The following is an 18,181-nucleotide window of genomic DNA, read 5'->3' as shown; positions in this document are numbered from 1 at the left end:
GGTTTGCCTTGCATCCGACTACATGCGGAAGATGCCAAATTTGCTGTCTGGTATTGGCGCATTAAGCGCAGCAGACAGAGCAATGCCCACAACATCACGTGTTTTTGCAGGATCAATAATCCCATCGTCCCACAGGCGGGCACTGGCGTAATACGCATGGCTTTGAGTCTGGTACTGCTGCGCGATAGGACGCTTAAACGCTTCTTCTTCCTCTGCGCTCCAGCTTTCACCTTTGCGCGTTTTGATATCGCGGGTCACTTGCGCCATTACGCCTGCTGCTTGCTCGCCACCCATAACGGAGATGCGCGCGTTCGGCCACATCCACATCATGGTTGGATCATAAGCGCGGCCACACATGCCGTAGTTACCTGCGCCATACGAGCCACCAATAACCACGGTAAACTTTGGCACGTCTGCACACGCAACAGCGGTTACCATTTTCGCGCCATGTTTGGCGATGCCTTCTGCTTCATACTTCTGACCGACCATAAAGCCAGTGATGTTCTGCAAGAAAAGCAGAGGAATTTTGCGTTGTGCGCACAGCTCAATAAAATGCGCACCTTTCTGCGCCGACTCTGAGAACAGAATGCCGTTGTTAGCGACAATGCCAATCGGCATGCCGTGGATATGGGCAAAGCCACAGACCAAGGTTTCACCGAACAAGGCTTTAAATTCATCAAATTGTGAATCATCAACAATTCGGGCAATGACCTCTTTAACATCAAATGGCTTTTTAAGATCGGTACCGACAATGCCGTAAAGCTCTTGCGCAGGAAATCGTGGTTCTTGTGGCGTTTTTTGCTTAAGTTGAATTGGCTTTAAGTGGTTGATTTGTGTGACCGCTTGTCTTGCTAGCTCTAATGCATGGTGGTCGTTTTCAGCATAGTAATCGGCCACGCCAGAGATGCGGCAGTGAACATCGGCACCACCAAGATCTTCCGCGCTGACTTCTTCGCCTGTCGCCGCTTTAACGAGCGGTGGACCTGCTAAGAAGATCGTACCTTGTTCTTTGACGATGATGGAAACGTCACACATCGCAGGAACATAAGCGCCGCCAGCGGTACATAGCCCCATGACTACCGCAATTTGCGGAATGCCTTTGGCCGACATACGGGCTTGGTTGTAGAAAATACGGCCAAAATGGTCTTTGTCTGGAAATACTTCATCTTGGCGGGGTAGGTTAGCACCGCCAGAGTCGACTAAGTAAACACACGGCAACTGACACTTCTCTGCGATTTCCTGTGCGCGTAAGTGCTTTTTCACCGTAAGTGGGTAGTAACTGCCGCCTTTTACCGTCACGTCGTTGGCGACGATCATGCACTCGGTGCCGTCAATCACACCAACACCCGCTACTACGCCCGCGCATGGAACGTAATCTGGATACACATCCCAGCCAGCAAACTGACCGATTTCTAAAAAAGATGAGCCGGAGTCGAGTAGGGCAAGAATGCGCTCACGTACCGGAAGTTTGCCTTTCTTATGCTGATGCTCGCGTGCTTTTTCACCGCCACCATCTTCGATTTGCGCGGTCACGGTATAGAGTTGATCCACAAGAGACGCCATAGAGCGGTAGTTTTCCTGATACTGCTCGGAATGGGTATTAATATTGGTCGTCAAACAAGCCATAAATAGCCGATCTCCATTCGGTAGAAGGGTGGTACCACCCGTCTTTATTTAGGTTGAATAAGATTTGGGTTGATTAAGAAAATGTTTTTTAGTCAGAACGCCTAGGCTGATTATTAGGCGCTTTCGTTAAACAATTCGCGACCAATAAGCATGCGGCGAATTTCTGAAGTGCCCGCCCCGATTTCATACAGCTTGGCATCTCGCAACAAACGGCCCGTATCAAACTCGTTGATGTAGCCGTTACCGCCAAGTAATTGAATCGCATCCAGTGCCATCTTGGTTGCCAGCTCTGCGCTGTAGAGGATCGCGCCAGCAGAATCTTTACGGGTGGTTTCACCGCGATCACAAGCGGCAGCGACGGCGTAAACATACGCTTTAGCGGCATTCATTTGTGTGTACATATCGGCGATTTTTGCTTGAACTAGCTGGAATTCACCGATGGATTTACCGAACTGTTTACGGTCGTGAATGTAAGGCACAACGATATCCATACACGCCTGCATGATGCCAAGTGGACCACCGGCAAGTACCACACGTTCGTAGTCGAGGCCGCTCATCAATACTTTCACGCCTTGGTTTTCTTCGCCGAGAATATTGTCCGCAGGGACTTCGCAGTTTTGGAAGACCAGCTCACACGTATTCGAGCCGCGCATGCCCAACTTGTCGAGTTTTTGTGCTTGAGTAAATCCAGGGAATCCGCGTTCTACGATAAAGGCCGTGATGCCTTTGGAGTGCTGGCTTGGGTCGGTTTTGGCGTAGACAACATAGGTGTGCGCATCTGGGCCGTTAGTGATCCACATTTTGTTGCCGTTTAGCAGGAATATATCGCCTTTACGTTCCGCTTTAAGCTGCATAGAGACCACATCTGAGCCTGCACCGGGTTCACTCATGGCAAGGGCACCGATATGTTCACCGGAGATGAGTTTTGGTAGGTATTTTTCTTTTTGTGCTTGTGTGCCGTTGCGGTGGATTTGGTTGACACAAAGATTGGAGTGAGCGCCGTAACTTAACGCAACCGAAGCGGATGCTCGACTGATTTCTTCCATAGCGATAACGTGGGCGAGATAACCCATGTTCGCACCACCAAACTCTTCGCTGGTGGTCACACCTAAAAGACCCATGTCACCCAGTTTGGACCAAAGATGGTTTGGAAAGTCGTTAGATTGGTCGATAGATTGCGCTAGCGGCGCAATTTCTCTTGCAGCAAAACTATTGATTTGCTCGCGAAGCAAATCGGTATTTTCGTCATAAACAAAGTTCAGGGAAGAGTAGGTAGATTTCATTGCGTGTCCTTGCCTTTACGTCACCTACATCCCAGAGTTGAGGTGTTAGGTGACTTTTTCGCCTTTCATGGATCTCAGTGTGTTTTGGCATCGCAACTGCGCAGCATTTAACTCCATCATTACCGCTTGAATGTCGTTTGCTTGCTGTTGCAATGCTGCCTTCTTCTCTTCGATCAACCGAATCATATAGTTCAACTGCTCAGTACTTTGATCGGTATCGTAGAGTTCAAATAACTCTTTGATATCTGCAAGAGAAAAGCCCAATCGCTTACCTCGCAAAATCAGTTTTAGTCGAATTCGATCGCGACCATTGTAGATTCGTGTGTTGCCTTTACGTTCCGGAGTTAGGAGACCTAAATCTTCGTAGAAGCGGATACTTCGGGTAGTAATGTCGAACTCTTTCGCGAGCTCGCTGATCTTAAATGTGTTCATTCCTTAACCTTACGACTTTCGTATAACATTCATACGAATATACAATTCGTTAACGTTAAAGTAAATAAACAACATCCACTCTTGAGCCTTGATATCACTCGCATTTACTCGAAATAAAAGAATCACTCGAACAAACAACAACCGCAAACTTGACGTTAACGTAAATGTTAGTATAGTTATGACGTAAACGTCAACAAAAGGTTAATGGAATGAAAAATGAAACATGGATTGTTGCCGCCAAGCGAACGCCTATCGGCTCTTTTCAAGGTGCATTAGCTTCAACAGATGTCACGGAACTCGGTGCGAAGGCCATCCAAGGGGCACTAGCCGAAAGCCAACTCGATGTGCAAAAAATAGACGAAGTATTAATGGGATGCGTTTTACCTGCTGGCGTGGGGCAAGCGCCAGCAAGACAAGCAAGTCTTAAAGCAGAAATGCCACAATCGATCGGTTGTACGACACTGAATAAAGTCTGTGGTTCGGGTATGAAAACCGTCATGCTGGCACATGATCTTATTCAATCTGGTAACGCGCACGCGGTTATCGCTGGCGGTATGGAAAACATGTCCTCTTCTCCTTATCTACTTAAGAAAGCGCGTGATGGTTTCCGCTTAGGCCATGAGCAAGTGCTTGATCATATGTTTTATGACGGTTTGCAGGATGCCTACCAAGGCGAATTGATGGGTGTCTTTGCCGAACAAACCGCGCAAAAGTATCAGTTCAGCCGTGAAAGTATGGATATCTGGGCGCAGCAGTCGGTGACTCGTGCGCAGCAAGCAATCGAACAAGGTTTGTTCAAAGAAGAGATCGTGCCTGTCAACGTAAAAAGTCGACGCGGCGAAACCTTGGTGGTAGACGATGAGCAACCGAGTAAACTCGACGCCACTAAAATTCCTACCTTACGTCCTGCGTTTGCTAAAGATGGTGGCGTAACGGCAGCCAACTCAAGTTCTATTTCTGATGGTGCATCGGCAATGGTATTGGTCGATAGTGAATTTGGCCGTCAGGAAAACCTTCAACCTCTAGCCAAAATTGTCGCGTACAGCACGCATGCAAGACAGCCGGATGAGTTCACCATCGCCCCCGTCTTCGCAATTGAAACGCTGCTGGAAAAAACGGGCTGGGACAAAACAGACGTGGACCTTTGGGAAATCAATGAAGCCTTTGCCGTTGTGACTCAATACGCGGTGAAGGCACTCGAACTGGACGCGAGCAAAGTGAACCCTCGCGGCGGCGCTTGTGCGTTGGGGCATCCAATTGGCGCGAGTGGTAACCGAATCCTCGTCACTTTGATTCACGCTCTTAAACAAACAGGTGGTAAACGTGGCGTTGCATCGCTTTGTATTGGTGGCGGCGAGGCTACCGCCATCGCGATTGAAATCTGCTAATTCATTCTCAACAAAGTTTCACTTACATAACAGTAGTCAGTAACAAGCTGAAAAATACAAGGATGTCATCATGACAGAACAAGTAAAGCAGTATATCGGTGGTGAATTTGCCATCTCCGACTCAAAACAATGGCTAGATGTAACTAACCCGGCAACCAACGAAGTGATTGCGCAAGTGCCTTGTGCCACGGAATCAGAAATGAATGCGGCGATTGCTAGCGCAACGGAAACGTTCAAGCGTTGGAAAGAAGTCGCTGCGCCGGAGCGTGCAAGATTGATGCTGCGCTACCAACACTTGCTAAAAGAGCAACACGATGAGTTGGCGATACTGCTTTCAAGTGAGACAGGCAAAACTCTTGCGGATGCAAAGGGTGACATTTGGCGTGGGATTGAAGTCGTAGAACAAGCGGCGAACATTTGTAGCTCAATGATGGGTGAAACGGTGGAAAACGTCGCAACCAATATTGATGGTTACTCTTACATTCAACCGCTCGGTGTTTGTGCTGGCATCACACCGTTTAACTTTCCTGCGATGATTCCATTGTGGATGTTCCCAATGGCGATCGCTTGTGGCAACACCTTTATTCTAAAACCTTCGGAACAAGTTCCGCTGACTGCAATGAAATTGGCAGAGCTATTTGAACAAGCAGGCGCCCCGAAAGGTGTTTTGCAAATTGTTCACGGCACCAAAGAGCAAGTCGACCGCATTCTGACTGATCCAGTCGTTCGTGCGATCTCTTTTGTTGGCTCAGTGCCAGTTGGTGAGTACATCTACAAAACGGGTACGGACAACCTAAAGCGCGTGCAGTCATTTGCGGGTGCGAAGAACCACATGGTCATCATGCCAGATGCAAACAAGCAGCAAGTCATCAATAACCTAGTTGGCGCGTCAGTCGGTGCCGCAGGCCAACGCTGTATGGCGATTTCGGTGGCAGTATTTGTCGGCGAAACCAAAGAGTGGATTCCAGAGCTTAAAGAGGCGTTAGCTCAAGTTCAGCCAGGGGCGTGGGACGATGAAACCGCAGGTTATGGCCCACTGATTAGCCCGCAAGCGAAGCAGCGCGTGGTGAATCTGATTAATGAAGGTAAAGCGTCTGGCGCGAACTGTGTTCTGGATGGGACAGATTGCCAAGTACCTGGCTTCCCGAACGGTAACTGGGTGGGGCCAACACTGTTTACCAACGTGACCACAGACATGTCGATTTATCAGGAAGAAATTTTCGGGCCTGTACTGTTAACTATGGAAGTGGATGACCTAGATGAAGCGATTGAACTGATCAATGCAAACCGCTTTGGTAATGGTACGTCTATTTTCACGGCGAACGGCGCTGCCGCGAGAAAGTATCAACACAATATCGAAGTAGGTAACGTAGGCATCAACGTGCCGATTCCGGTGCCATTGCCGTTCTTCTCATTTACGGGGTGGAAAGGCAGCTTCTACGGCGACCTGCATGCTTACGGTAAACAAGCGGTTCGCTTCTACACCGAGACGAAAACTGTCACTGCGCGTTGGTTTGAAGATGACATTCCAAGCGGTCCAAACATGACCATTCAATTGAGCTAGTCACAGAAGTAGCGATACCTCTAGCCAAGCCTTTCAAACCTTTAGATGGCTTGGCTTCAAGTGCAACGAATTAGACCTTAGGACTTCAAGATGGATTTTGAATTAAACGAAGATCAACTCGCGTTTGCCGAAGTAGCAAAGCAGTTTGCAGACCAAATGTTAGCGCCGCACGCGGCCGAGTGGGATGAAAACCATCATTTCCCGAAAGATGTACTGCGTCAGGCGGGTGAGCTGGGTTTTCTCAGCATCTATACGCCGCCAGAGCATGGTGGTTTGGGATTGTCTCGTTTGGATGCGGCGATCATTTTCGAGCAGTTGGCTATGGGTTGTACCGCGACTACTGCGTTTATGACCATTCACAACATGGCGACGTGGATGATCACCAGCTTTGCCAAAGCGGAAGTGGCGCAGCAATTTAGCGCGGATTTAATTTCGGGTGAAAAGCTCGCTTCCTACTGTTTAACCGAACCTAATGCCGGATCTGATGCCGCTTCACTGACGACCAGTGCAGTGCGTGACGGCGATGAGTTTGTCCTGAATGGCGCAAAAGTGTTTATCTCTGGCGCGGGTGATACAGATGTTCTCGTCGTGATGGCGCGTTCGTGCGGCGAAGGAGCGGGAGGCGTTTCTGCGTTCGTCGTTCCTGCTGATTGCGAAGGCATTAGCTACGGTAAGAAAGAAGCCAAAATGGGGTGGAACTGCCAACCAACGCGCATGATCACCTTCGAAAATGTCCGCATTCCGGCTGACTATCTGTTGGGTGAAGAGGGCGAAGGCTTTAAGTTCGCCATGCTTGGTCTGGATGGCGGCCGAATCAACATCGCTACTTGTTCAGTTGGCACTGCGCAACAAGCGCTGAATGAAGCCAAACAATACATGACTGAACGCAAACAGTTCGGACGTTCACTGGCGCAATTCCAAGCCCTGCAATTCAAGTTGGCCGATATGGCGACTGAGCTGGTTGCTGCACGTCAAATGGTGCGACTTGCTGCAGCTAAACTCGATGCGCAACATACAGAAAAAAGCGCGTACTGTGCCATGGCAAAACGCTTTGCTACTGATGTTGGCTTTAAAGTCTGCGATCAGGCGCTACAAATTCATGGTGGGTATGGCTACATCAAAGAATATCCTGTTGAGCGCCATTTTAGAGACGTTCGTGTTCACCAAATCCTTGAAGGTACCAACGAAATCATGCGTCTGATCGTCGCAAGACGATTACTAACGGAAGGCGTTGAACTGCTTTAGTCAGCGAGACATAGCCTTACCTAAAGGAATAAGAAAGGACTGAAAGATTATGACGGCACAAATCAAACTAGAGCGCGAAGCGCATATCGCCAAACTCACGATTAGTAATCCGCCAGCGAACACTTGGACGCTTGAATCCCTAAATCAGCTCAAAGAGTTGGCGATTGAACTCAGTAATGATCGCTCTATTTATGCGTTGGTACTGACGGGCGAAGGCGAGAAATTCTTTTCTGCTGGAGCGGATCTCAACAACTTTGCATCGGGTGATAAATCGCAAGCAGCAGATATGGCGTTCGCATTTGGTGAAGCGTTTGAAGCGCTGTCAGCGTTCGATGGGGTTTCTATCGCAGCGGTTAATGGCTATGCGATGGGTGGTGGTCTGGAAGTGGCGATGGCGTGTGACATTCGCATCGCAGAAGAACAAGTACAAATGGCACTTCCTGAAGCATCGGTCGGCTTGTTGCCTTGCGCGGGCGGAACGCAAAACCTGACCGCGTTGGTAGGTGAAGGTTGGGCGAAGCGTATGATTCTATGTGGCGAACGAGTGACGGCCGAGCGAGCGGAAAAAATTGGTTTAGTCGAAGAAGTGGTGGCGAAAGGCCAAGCACTAGAAGCGGCGATAGTACTTGCACAGCGTGTTGCTGGCCAATCGCCGAAATCCGTGTCTGCGTGCAAAACTCTCATTCAAGGTCGACGCAGCCAAACTCACGCGGCCGGATTGGTCTCGGAACGTGAACTGTTCTTGCAGTTGTTCAATACACAAGATCAGACTGAGGGTGTAAACGCCTTCTTGCAAAAGCGCAAGCCACAATGGACAAACAGCTAGCGGAGGCCAAATGACAGGTACAGTAAATGTTTCAAAACTTGAGTGCGCTGATGGTTCTGTTATTGGTGTGCTGGAACTTGATAATCCAGCTGCTCTCAACGCGTTGAGTTACGTGATGATTGAGAAGTTGTACAAACAGCTTAATGAATGGCAAACGGATGACAGCATCGTCGCGGTATTCTTGCATGCTCAAGGTGAAAAAGCGTTTTGTGCTGGTGGTGACATTCAAGCGATTTACCGTGCACTTGAAAACAAAGAGCAAGACTTTGATTCTGCGTTTTCAGCGATGGAAACCTTCTTTGACCTCGAATATCGCTGTGATCATCTTATTCACACTTATCCAAAACCGATCATCGCGTGGGGGCATGGTTATCTGATGGGCGGCGGTGTGGGCTTATTTATGGGCGCAAGTCATCGCGTAGCAGAAACCACCACACGCTTTGCGATGCCAGAGATTAAAATCGGCCTTTACCCAGACGTAGGCGCGACCTACTTCCTAAATCAGTTGCCAAAACATTTGGCACTTTTCTTAAGTTTGACGGCTTGCCAAATCAACGCGACAGACATGAAAGCGTTGGGATTAAGCCAATGGATTGCACAGCCAGAAAGCAAACAAGCACTGTTGGATCTACTCGCATCGGTAAGTTGGAAAGGTGAAGCGAACATCAACGAAAAAATCGCTACTACGCTACGTTCGGTACAAGTGGACGAGCCAAGCGAAGGGATGTTGATGCCATATGCGGAATTGATAGAGCAGCTTTGTTCGGGTGATTTAGATTCGATTGTTCGCACAATCAGCAGTGCCGACGTTGATGATAAGTGGTTCATCAATGCGCAAAAAGCATTGAATTATGGCAGTCCGTTGTCGCTCAATATCACTTATCAGCAGCTAACGCAGTATCAAAACCTCTCTTTGAAAGCGTGTTTTGATATGGAATTTAATCTGACGTTACGTTGCGGCTTAGAAGGTGATTTTAGAGAAGGGGTTCGTGCGCTGATTATCGATAAAACCAATCAACCGACTTGGCAACATCGCACGGTTTCTGACGTAACGCCACAAGTTTTGGAACGCTTCTTCGCGCCAATTGATTCAGCAGAATACCCACTGACCGCATCCTCGGTTGCCACTGTGGCACTTTAGACAAGGAAGAAATACGACATGGATAAAATTGCATTTATTGGCCTTGGCAACATGGGCGCGCCTATGGCTAAGAACCTACTCACAGCGGGCTTGAACGTCGAAGTGTTTGATTTGAATCCAAACGCTGTGGCAGAACTTACCGCACTTGGTGCGTCGAGTGCAGATTCGGTAAAACAAGCCGTTCAAGGTGCGAGCGTGGTGGTCACCATGCTACCTGCTAGCCAACACGTTCAAAGTGTTTATCTTGGTCAAGACGGGATCTTAGATAGCGTAGATTCTGGAACGCTGCTAATCGACTCTTCGACCATCGATCCAGCGACCGCTCGTTTGGTTGGCGAAAAGGCGCTGCATCTTGGCATCAGCTTTGTTGATGCACCGGTATCTGGTGGCGTTGCGGGCGCAGCGGCAGGTACGTTGACTTTCATTGTTGGCGGCTCACAAGAGAACTTTGTTCAAGCCAAGGTGGTGCTTAGCCACATGGGCAAAAACATTTTCCATGCAGGTGATGCCGGAGCCGGTCAGGTGGCGAAGATCTGCAATAACATGATGTTGGGCATTTTGATGAGCGGTACTTGTGAAGCACTCAATTTAGGCATGGAAAACGGACTCGATCCCAAAGTGCTGTCTGACATCATGCTGCAAAGTTCAGGCCGTAACTGGGCGCTAGAGCTTTACAACCCGTGCCCAGGTGTGATGGAAAACACGCCTGCAAGCAATGGTTATCAGGGCGGCTTTATGAGTCAGTTAATGGCGAAAGATCTCGGTCTTGCGATGGAAGCGGCGGTTGCCAGTCAAACATCAACACCAATGGGCAGCTTGGCTCGTAACCTGTTTAATTTTCACAACGGTCAGGGCAACGGACAAAAAGATTTTTCAAGCTTGTTTGAGTTCTACCAAAAGCAAAATCAGGCCTAAGGAGTGCTTATGGATCTAGCAAATAAGGTTATTGCGATCACGGGGGCCGGGCAGGGGCTTGGTAAACAAATGGCGCTGTCGCTAGCGGAAAGCGGTGTTCACCTTGCGCTTATCGACCTCAATTCAGAGCAACTGGCTGAAACGAAAGCGGAGTGTGAATCTTTCGGCGTCACCACTCGTTTTTATGTAGCGAACGTGACGGAAGAACAAGAAGTGTGCGCTGCTTTTGAGCAAATTGAAGCGGATTTCAAACAGCTCAATGGCGTGATCAATAACGCAGGCATTATGCGCGATGGCATGTTCATCAAAGTTAAAGATGGTCAGGTTAACGCGATGTCGCTGGAACAATTTCGGTCTGTTATGGATGTGAATGTGACAGGCACTTTTCTGTGTGGCCGCGAAGCAAGCAAGGTAATGCTGAACACCGACAGTAAAGGCGTGTTGATCAACATATCTAGCGTCGCGCGTGCGGGGAATATTGGTCAAACTAACTATTCTGCATCCAAAGCGGCGGTAGCCACCATGGCGACGGTGTGGGCGAAAGAGTTAGGGCGTTTCGGAATTCGCTCAGTAGCGATTGCTCCGGGTGTCATCAAGACTGCCATGACGGACCAAATAAAACCTGAAGCGATGGAGCGTTTAGTCAAAATGATTCCTGTCGGACGCTTAGGTCTTGCTGATGAAATTTCTTCGACCATCAAATACGTGTTAACCAATGAGTTCGTGACTGGAAGAGTATTCGAAGTCGATGGCGGAATGCGAATGTAGCCCCTCCTCATATTAAAAAGGGGAGCGAGCTTGATTGTCCGCTTCCTTCCTCCTTTCTTATATTGTTTCTATCGATAATTATTAATGGATGTTTTAGTAACGGCTGCTGTACCGATTACATTTACAACTCTTTTGTATTTCTGGCATGAATAAGTGCTCTCGTGTTAATTTTTATGTAAATGTATTAATTCACAATCAAGACAATTTTTTGTCTCATTGATGAGATTTTTCTTCTTGGGGTATGAAAAACACTCTCATTGATTATATTGTGACCGAAAACCATTTCGACATCTAAAGATGGTGATTTATTATTCAGCGCAAAATACATGGGAATATGAGGCTGGCTGAATAACCTTCAGCTACCTTAATAATAAAATAACCAGAATTCTCTATTACACTGAAGTAACTACCCATTAGGGAAGAGCAATAATGTCACTATTTCATTCGCTTAGGACGATGCCACTACTATTGGGGTGTCTGTGTCTTTCTATTCAGGCATCCGCAGAAAAGGTTGAACAAGAAGGTAAGTTTTTACAGTCGCTAGAAGGTATTGAGAATCAAATTTACGCATTACCTCAGAGCTCTTTGGCTTTGATTGAGGCGTTAGAAGAAGACTCTCTACTACAAAATCAACCAACAGAGCTACTGGTACGTTATTGGCTTGCAAAGTCCACGGTTCTAGAGCTACTTGGACGCGCGGAAGAGAGCCAAAACGTTGCACAAAAAGGGCTGGAACTTGTGCGTCCACAAAGCCATGAATATCTCTTATTTAAGTTGATTCAGATGCGAACTATGGTCGGAAAGAGCGATATCGATACCGCGCTTTCTTCGTTGGATAGTTTGTTGGAAACATCGCGTGAAAATGGCGATAAGCAGCTCGAGTCTGAGATCCTGTTGCTAAAAGGACGTTACTACGATGAGCAGGGCGAGTTTAAAAAATCCTATGCCGCAATTATGTCGTCAATGGATGCGGCTGAGTCCTCTGGCGTTCAAGGATTGGTCGAACGGGCGGCGCTAGAGCTTGGTGACGTACTGGTCAAAATTCAGGGCTATGACCGTTCAGAAGCATTGTTGGAACAAGCGTACCGTTATTTTAGGGATAGACGCATGTCGTTCAATGAGCTGCTGAGCGTCTTAACGATAGCAAAGCTTCATAAGGCACAGTTCCAATACGAAGAGGCGATTGTATCGTATCAGAGAGCGCTAAAGCTCGCGCAAATCATTGGTGACGGGCGCTTTAGGTTTCGAGTTAACCTCGAGCTTGCTGCGTTATACCGTGAGACGAACCAAGAAAATAAGATGGTTCGCCACTTAAAGTTGGCGGAGAACTTACAGTATAGAGAAACCTCTAGCGCCTACTTAGCTACATTTAAGCTGTTGCAAGCCGAATATATGCTAGAACAGAAGCAGTTTGAGACACTTCTAGCGATGATCGCGCCTATGTTGCCGGAAATTATCGAGAGCCGATATGTTAAGCAACAGCAAATGGAACTACTAAAAGTGGCTGCCATGGCCTACGCGGGAAGCAATGACTTTAAATTAGCGTATAAAACTTACGGCAACTATCACGATAAATTCATCCAATTTAGCAACCAAAGAGAAGTTGAAAATCTTGAGCGTCAGCAGACGCTATTTGAGCTAGAAAGACTTGAATATGAGAACGAAGATCTCAACTGGAACAACGTGTTGCAGCGTATGGAACTGGAAAATAACCGTCGTACCTTTTATCTATTGGGTGAAGCGCTACTAGCACTCATTGGTGTTCTCTTTTTGATGGCAGTGGTATTCCTTGTTGTGAATCGATCACGTTTAAGAATGCGCCGCCTAGCAAAGACAGATACGTTGACAGGGTTATTCAATCGCCGTTTTTTAGAAGATTGGTTCACTAAACCCGTAGAGACGAAACGTGAACGCAAAGAAAAGCCGACGCCTCAATCTAAGCAAGAAAAGGTGCAGCATTTTGTGTCTGAGCAAGTCGAGCAAGTTAAGTACGGCTACCTAGCTTTAAACAAATGGGTGGATAGCAAGCTCGATAAACAGAAAATGGTGCCAAAGAAGCCGCAGTCGGGGCCGGTAAGTTTAGCGCTAATCGATGTAGATTATTTTAAACAGGTAAATGATACCTATGGACATGTGTTCGGTGATGCCGTACTAACAGGCGTTGCCAAAGTGCTAGAAGAGACGGTGCGTGAAAATGACATTGTTGCACGCTTTGGTGGTGAGGAGTTTGTTGTTGTGATGCCCAATACCGATCATGAAGACTCTCTCATTACCGCTGAACGATTACGTAGCGCTTTATCCTTACATGGGTTCGTCACGGAACAGAATGAAGAAGTGAGAGTGACCTGTAGTTTTGGTGTTGTGACGACTGAAGATAGTGAGATGAATTTTAAATCACTCTGTGATCAGGCAGATAAATTACTTTATCAAGCTAAAGCGGATGGACGTAACTGCGTGAAAGGGCGCAAGCTGACCTAATAAAATCAAGAATGCAGGCTCATCAAAGGGTGAGCCTGAACTCATCCTTCCTACTGATTACTTCAAAATCGCTTAAGAGTATCGAATTACATACTCATAGCGTTCAGTATTATCTACTCGTTTTATCTCCCACATTTTCAAAGTACTAATGTCACTTGTGTATACGAAGCTATAACAAACGAGTATGTCTGTTTTTTATACAAACAAAGCCGATACAGGTGAAATGATTAGTGGTCGATGTAAAATTTTTCTGGTGTGGATTTTTGTGGCACGAAAAACAATTCTCTGAAAGGTGTGTTAAAAATTGACAATTCAATAAGTTATTGGTTTATTTGTGTTTTTATTTGGATTTTTAAACGCATCTTTGACTTTTACGACAAGTTATCGCATGGAAATTTTGCGTACACCATCAACTTTCCTTCCTTTGTTAATAACTTTTTCTTAAAAAAATGATTTGAGTTCGAACTAATTTTCAGGCATTTTATATTTAACTAACCGTTCAATTAAAAATAACAAGGACGCAAAATGCCAAAGGTGGGGATGCCTGAAATCAGAAAACCACAGCTGGTGAAAGCGACAATGTCAGTGATTGATAGAGTCGGTTTACATGCTGCGAGTATTTCGTTGATCAGCAAAGAAGCCGGAGTATCAACGGGAATTATCAATCATTATTTTGGTGGTAAGCATGGGTTGTTGGAGGAAACGATGCGAGAGATCTTGCGTCAGCTTTCGTCCACCATCACGCAGAAGTTGCGTGAGCTGCCAAGCGATGCTCATCATCAGAGAATTAATGCCATCATTGACGGTAACTTTGTCGGCTATCAGGCAGAAAACCAAGTTGCGAAGACTTGGCTGGCGTTTTGGTCGTACTCAATGCATGACGAACAGCTTAAGCGTTTGCAGCGTGTCAATGAACGACGTTTATTGTCCCACCTAAGAAAAGAACTCAAAGCATTATTAAATGCAGAGCAGGCCGAACTGGTTGCTCATGGTATTGCGTCACTTATCGATGGTATTTGGCTGCGCGGAACGCTCAACCCGCAAGGCATTGATGCAGAAAGAGCGAGAATCATCATCAACGACTATCTCGACAAACAACTTACGTTTTATTCTGAAAAAATATAAAAGTCACAGGTCTTCAAAATGGAAATGAAAGCACACTATATCAATGGTGCGATGTACAACGGGTGTTCAGATGAGCACTTCACCACTTACAATCCGGCGAATGGTGAGCCATTGGCCAACATTAAACAAGCGAACCAAGACGATCTCGAAGCGGCGATTGAGTCGGCAAAGAAAGGTTTTGCTGCATGGTCAGCAATGACTGCGATCGAGCGCAGCCGTATTTTACACAAAGCCGTTGCCATTTTACGTGAGCGTAATGACGAGCTGGCTGCATTAGAAGTGGCAGATACTGGTAAGCCAATTCAAGAAGCTATCGCGGTTGATATAACAACAGGTGCCGATGTTCTTGAGTACTATGCGGGTCTTGCTCCAAGCTTGCAAGGTGAGCAGCAGCCACTCAGCGAAGACCAGTTTTTCTACACACGTCGCGAGCCCTTGGGCATTTGCGCAGGTATTGGCGCTTGGAATTATCCAATCCAAATTGCGATGTGGAAATCGGCGCCAGCACTGGCTGCGGGCAACGCTATGATCTTCAAACCATCAGAAGAAACACCATTAACAGCGCTTAAGCTAGCAGAAATTTATTCAGAAGCGGGCATGCCAGATGGCGTATTTAATGTCGTACAAGGGGATTACCGAGTAGGGCAGATGCTAACGGCGCATCCTGACATCGCAAAAGTATCGTTCACGGGCGAATCAGGCACCGGTAAAGTCGTCATGAGTGACAGCGCTAAGACACTAAAACAAGTAACGATGGAGCTGGGTGGTAAGTCTCCACTGATTATTTTTGATGATGCAAAGTTAAACGATGCCGTTTCTGCGGCCATGGTGGCGAACTTCTACACGCAAGGTGAAGTTTGTACGCACGGTACACGCGTGTTTGTTCATGAAGGTATTTATGATGACTTTATCGCACAACTTAAAGTTCGAACTGAATTGTTAGTTGTCGGCGATCCGCTTGATGAGAACACGCAAATTGGCGCGCTGATCTCTAAAGATCATGAGTCGAAAGTACTAGGAGCGATTGAAGCCGCGAAAGCGAGTGGCGCGACGTTACTGACTGGTGGCTACAAAGTAACAGAGAATGGCTTAGCCAATGGTAACTTTGTTGCTCCAACCGTATTTGTCGATTGCGATGATGACATGAGCCACGTTCAGCAAGAAATCTTTGGTCCGGTAATGTCAGTGCTGAAATTCCGTGATGAGTCGGAAGTGATTGCGCGTGCAAATGGCACCGATTATGGCTTGGCTGCAGGCGTATTTACTCAAAACCTATCTCGTGCCCACCGCGTGATTCATCAAATTCAAGCTGGTATTTGTTGGGTGAATACATGGGGCGACTCACCTGCGGAAATGCCAGTTGGTGGCTACAAACAATCAGGTGTTGGCCGTGAAAACGGTGTCGAAACCCTTAAACATTACACGCAAACGAAGAGTGTTCTGGTTCAGCTAAGCGACTTCGAAAGCCCTTACAAATGATACCAATCGTAGTAGATAACTGACCACTTTAGCTTGTTAAAATGCTCGATAACTGCGTTGTCAATTTTGATTGTAGGCTAACTACTTATCGAAAATTTCCGCCTTGTTCTCAAGCATTTTTCCTACGCTAATTTCGTTCACTTATCTACTGAGATTGGTATTAACTCCTAGGAGAATCAAAATGCAACAACACTACGATTATATCATCGTCGGTGCGGGTTCGGCCGGCTGTGTGTTAGCGGATCGCTTAAGTGAAAGTGGTCAATATTCGGTCCTATTACTCGAAGCGGGTGGGTCGGATAAAAGTATTTTTATCCAAATGCCAACGGCGCTTTCTTACCCTATGAACACTGAAAAATACGCGTGGCAGTTTGAGACAGTTGAAGAGCAAGGGTTGGATGGCCGTCAACTTCATTGTCCTCGCGGGAAAGTTCTGGGCGGTAGTTCGTCGATCAACGGCATGGTTTACGTTCGTGGACACGCTTGTGACTTTGACCAGTGGGAAGAGGAAGGCGCGAAAGGCTGGAATTATCAATCGTGTTTGCCTTATTTCCGTAAGGCAGAGTCTTGGATTGGTGGTGCTGATGAATACCGAGGCGATAACGGTCCAGTCGGCACATGTAACGGCAACGATATGAAGCTCAATCCGCTGTATCAAGCTTTTATTGATGCAGGCAAAGAAGCGGGCTACCCAGAAACAAAAGATTACAATGGTTATCAGCAAGAAGGCTTTGGCCCAATGCACATGACCGTTGACAAAGGCGTACGCGCTTCAACCTCTAATGCATACTTAAGCCGTGCTAAAAAACGCAAAAACTTCACCCTAATGAAGCGAGTGACAGTTCATCGCGTATTACTAGAAGAAACAGGCGCAGAAGGCAAGAAAGCGGTTGGTGTTGAATTCGAAAAGTCAGGTTCAGTTCAGCAATGTTTTGCGAATCATGAAGTGATTTCGAGTGCGGGTTCGGTTGGCTCAGTTCAGCTGTTGCAGCTTTCAGGCATTGGCCCTAAAGAAGTATTAGAAAAAGCAGGCATTGAGGTGAAACATCCGTTGGAAGGGGTAGGTAAAAACCTGCAAGATCACTTAGAAGTGTACTTCCAATATCACTGTAAGCAACCTATCACGCTCAACAGCAAATTAGGTTTGGTGAGCAAGGGCTTGATTGGCACTGAGTGGATATTAACTCGCAAAGGCCTTGGGGCTACTAACCACTTTGAATCATGTGCGTTTATTCGTTCTCGTGAGGGACTAAAGTGGCCAAATCTTCAATATCACTTTTTGCCAGCGGCAATGCGTTATGACGGACAAGCTGCTTTTGACGGTCATGGTTTCCAAGTGCACGTTGGACCTAACAAGCCCGAAAGTCGCGGCTCGGTAGAAGTTGTATCTGCGAATCCGAATGATAAGCCGAAGATTGAGTTTAACTACATTTCCACTGAACAAGATAAGCAGGATTGGCGTGATTGTATTCGCCTTACTCGCGAGATCCTCAATCAGCCAGCCATGGATGAGTTTCGTGGTGATGAGATCCAGCCGGGTCTGAGTATCACAACGGATGAACAAATTGATGAATGGGTGAAGCAGAATGTCGAGAGTGCTTACCATCCATCTTGTACCTGCAAAATGGGCGCAGACAATGACCCATTAGCGGTTTTGAATGAGCGATGCCAAGTACGCGGTATTCAAGGCTTGCGTGTGGTGGACTCTTCTATTTTCCCAACCATTCCGAACGGTAATTTAAATGCGCCAACTATTATGGTGGCAGAACGTGCCGCGGACATGATTTTGGATAACGCCCTGGAAACGTCGAACAACGCACCAGTTTGGATTGCACCGAACTGGCAAGAGATGCAACGAATGCATCCGCCAAAAAGAGATCTCGATTCGATCTCATAAAAACGAAAAAAGTC

Annotated in this window: 14 protein-coding genes; 11 read left to right on the top strand and 3 right to left on the bottom strand. The window is 47.0% G+C overall.

Going from position 1 to position 18,181, the window contains the following annotated elements; all coding sequences use genetic code 11:
* Nucleotides 1-18: 18 nt before the first annotated feature.
* From R2S67_RS04845 to R2S67_RS04835, 3 genes are all read right to left on the bottom strand, one after another.
* Complete coding sequence (locus R2S67_RS04845; protein ID WP_317342612.1) at nucleotides 19-1,626, bottom strand: carboxyl transferase domain-containing protein; 1,608 nt, start codon at nucleotides 1,624-1,626, stop codon at nucleotides 19-21.
* A 113-nt stretch (nucleotides 1,627-1,739) separates the two neighbouring features.
* Complete coding sequence (locus tag R2S67_RS04840) at nucleotides 1,740-2,909, bottom strand: isovaleryl-CoA dehydrogenase (RefSeq protein WP_069495921.1); 1,170 nt, start codon at nucleotides 2,907-2,909, stop codon at nucleotides 1,740-1,742.
* A 45-nt stretch (nucleotides 2,910-2,954) separates the two neighbouring features.
* Nucleotides 2,955-3,341, bottom strand: a complete 387-nt coding sequence (locus tag R2S67_RS04835; RefSeq protein ID WP_005373242.1) for a MerR family transcriptional regulator — start codon at nucleotides 3,339-3,341, stop codon at nucleotides 2,955-2,957.
* A gap of 209 nt (nucleotides 3,342-3,550) precedes the next feature.
* Here R2S67_RS04835 and R2S67_RS04830 point away from each other — a divergent pair, with 209 nt between their 5' ends.
* From R2S67_RS04830 to betA, 11 genes are all read left to right on the top strand, one after another.
* Complete coding sequence (locus R2S67_RS04830) at nucleotides 3,551-4,729, top strand: thiolase family protein (protein WP_317342560.1); 1,179 nt, start codon at nucleotides 3,551-3,553, stop codon at nucleotides 4,727-4,729.
* A 70-nt stretch (nucleotides 4,730-4,799) separates the two neighbouring features.
* Entirely contained in the window at nucleotides 4,800-6,293 is a 1,494-nt protein-coding gene (locus R2S67_RS04825) for a CoA-acylating methylmalonate-semialdehyde dehydrogenase (protein WP_029798081.1), read from the top strand.
* Nucleotides 6,294-6,383: 90 nt separating this feature from the next.
* Nucleotides 6,384-7,538, top strand: coding sequence for an acyl-CoA dehydrogenase family protein (locus R2S67_RS04820; RefSeq protein WP_226420528.1), 1,155 nt, complete (start codon nucleotides 6,384-6,386; stop codon nucleotides 7,536-7,538).
* 49 nt (nucleotides 7,539-7,587) lie between these two features.
* Complete coding sequence (locus R2S67_RS04815; protein ID WP_301606104.1) at nucleotides 7,588-8,364, top strand: enoyl-CoA hydratase; 777 nt, start codon at nucleotides 7,588-7,590, stop codon at nucleotides 8,362-8,364.
* A gap of 10 nt (nucleotides 8,365-8,374) precedes the next feature.
* Complete coding sequence (locus R2S67_RS04810; protein ID WP_256936487.1) at nucleotides 8,375-9,505, top strand: enoyl-CoA hydratase/isomerase family protein; 1,131 nt, start codon at nucleotides 8,375-8,377, stop codon at nucleotides 9,503-9,505.
* Between the two features lie 18 nt (nucleotides 9,506-9,523).
* Nucleotides 9,524-10,420 (top strand): 3-hydroxyisobutyrate dehydrogenase, encoded by an 897-nt coding sequence (mmsB, locus tag R2S67_RS04805; RefSeq protein ID WP_258652179.1) that lies wholly within the window; start codon nucleotides 9,524-9,526, stop codon nucleotides 10,418-10,420.
* A 9-nt stretch (nucleotides 10,421-10,429) separates the two neighbouring features.
* Complete coding sequence (locus tag R2S67_RS04800; protein ID WP_317342554.1) at nucleotides 10,430-11,188, top strand: SDR family oxidoreductase; 759 nt, start codon at nucleotides 10,430-10,432, stop codon at nucleotides 11,186-11,188.
* 456 nt (nucleotides 11,189-11,644) lie between these two features.
* Nucleotides 11,645-13,666 (top strand): tetratricopeptide repeat-containing diguanylate cyclase, encoded by a 2,022-nt coding sequence (locus tag R2S67_RS04795; RefSeq protein WP_012842340.1) that lies wholly within the window; start codon nucleotides 11,645-11,647, stop codon nucleotides 13,664-13,666.
* 525 nt (nucleotides 13,667-14,191) lie between these two features.
* A complete protein-coding gene (betI, locus tag R2S67_RS04790; RefSeq protein ID WP_005392557.1) occupies nucleotides 14,192-14,791 on the top strand; it encodes a transcriptional regulator BetI in 600 nt (199 codons plus the stop codon).
* An 18-nt stretch (nucleotides 14,792-14,809) separates the two neighbouring features.
* Nucleotides 14,810-16,270, top strand: a complete 1,461-nt coding sequence (gene betB, locus R2S67_RS04785) for a betaine-aldehyde dehydrogenase (RefSeq protein WP_317342552.1) — start codon at nucleotides 14,810-14,812, stop codon at nucleotides 16,268-16,270.
* Between the two features lie 181 nt (nucleotides 16,271-16,451).
* On the top strand, nucleotides 16,452-18,167 hold the full coding sequence (betA, locus tag R2S67_RS04780) for a choline dehydrogenase (RefSeq protein WP_257890119.1): 1,716 nt from the start codon (nucleotides 16,452-16,454) through the stop codon (nucleotides 18,165-18,167).
* Nucleotides 18,168-18,181: the final 14 nt, after the last annotated feature.

Source organism: Vibrio sp. T13N (genome assembly GCF_032970445.1).
Taxonomy (GTDB): Bacteria; Pseudomonadota; Gammaproteobacteria; order Enterobacterales; family Vibrionaceae; genus Vibrio; species Vibrio diabolicus.
Note: the sequence above shows the minus strand (reverse complement) of the source record. Positions and strands in the feature narration are given on the sequence as shown.

Excerpts from the sequence above, each read along its gene's own strand:
- R2S67_RS04845 (WP_317342612.1), bottom strand. The coding sequence starts at position 1,626 with ATGGCTTGTTTGACGACCAATATTAATACCCATTCCGAGCAGTATCAG.
- R2S67_RS04840 (WP_069495921.1), bottom strand. The coding sequence starts at position 2,909 with ATGAAATCTACCTACTCTTCCCTGAACTTTGTTTATGACGAAAATACC.
- R2S67_RS04835 (WP_005373242.1), bottom strand. The coding sequence starts at position 3,341 with ATGAACACATTTAAGATCAGCGAGCTCGCGAAAGAGTTCGACATTACT.
- R2S67_RS04830 (WP_317342560.1), top strand. The coding sequence starts at position 3,551 with ATGAAAAATGAAACATGGATTGTTGCCGCCAAGCGAACGCCTATCGGC.
- R2S67_RS04825 (WP_029798081.1), top strand. The coding sequence starts at position 4,800 with ATGACAGAACAAGTAAAGCAGTATATCGGTGGTGAATTTGCCATCTCC.
- R2S67_RS04820 (WP_226420528.1), top strand. The coding sequence starts at position 6,384 with ATGGATTTTGAATTAAACGAAGATCAACTCGCGTTTGCCGAAGTAGCA.
- R2S67_RS04815 (WP_301606104.1), top strand. The coding sequence starts at position 7,588 with ATGACGGCACAAATCAAACTAGAGCGCGAAGCGCATATCGCCAAACTC.
- R2S67_RS04810 (WP_256936487.1), top strand. The coding sequence starts at position 8,375 with ATGACAGGTACAGTAAATGTTTCAAAACTTGAGTGCGCTGATGGTTCT.
- mmsB (WP_258652179.1), top strand. The coding sequence starts at position 9,524 with ATGGATAAAATTGCATTTATTGGCCTTGGCAACATGGGCGCGCCTATG.
- R2S67_RS04800 (WP_317342554.1), top strand. The coding sequence starts at position 10,430 with ATGGATCTAGCAAATAAGGTTATTGCGATCACGGGGGCCGGGCAGGGG.
- R2S67_RS04795 (WP_012842340.1), top strand. The coding sequence starts at position 11,645 with ATGCCACTACTATTGGGGTGTCTGTGTCTTTCTATTCAGGCATCCGCA.
- betI (WP_005392557.1), top strand. The coding sequence starts at position 14,192 with ATGCCAAAGGTGGGGATGCCTGAAATCAGAAAACCACAGCTGGTGAAA.
- betB (WP_317342552.1), top strand. The coding sequence starts at position 14,810 with ATGGAAATGAAAGCACACTATATCAATGGTGCGATGTACAACGGGTGT.
- betA (WP_257890119.1), top strand. The coding sequence starts at position 16,452 with ATGCAACAACACTACGATTATATCATCGTCGGTGCGGGTTCGGCCGGC.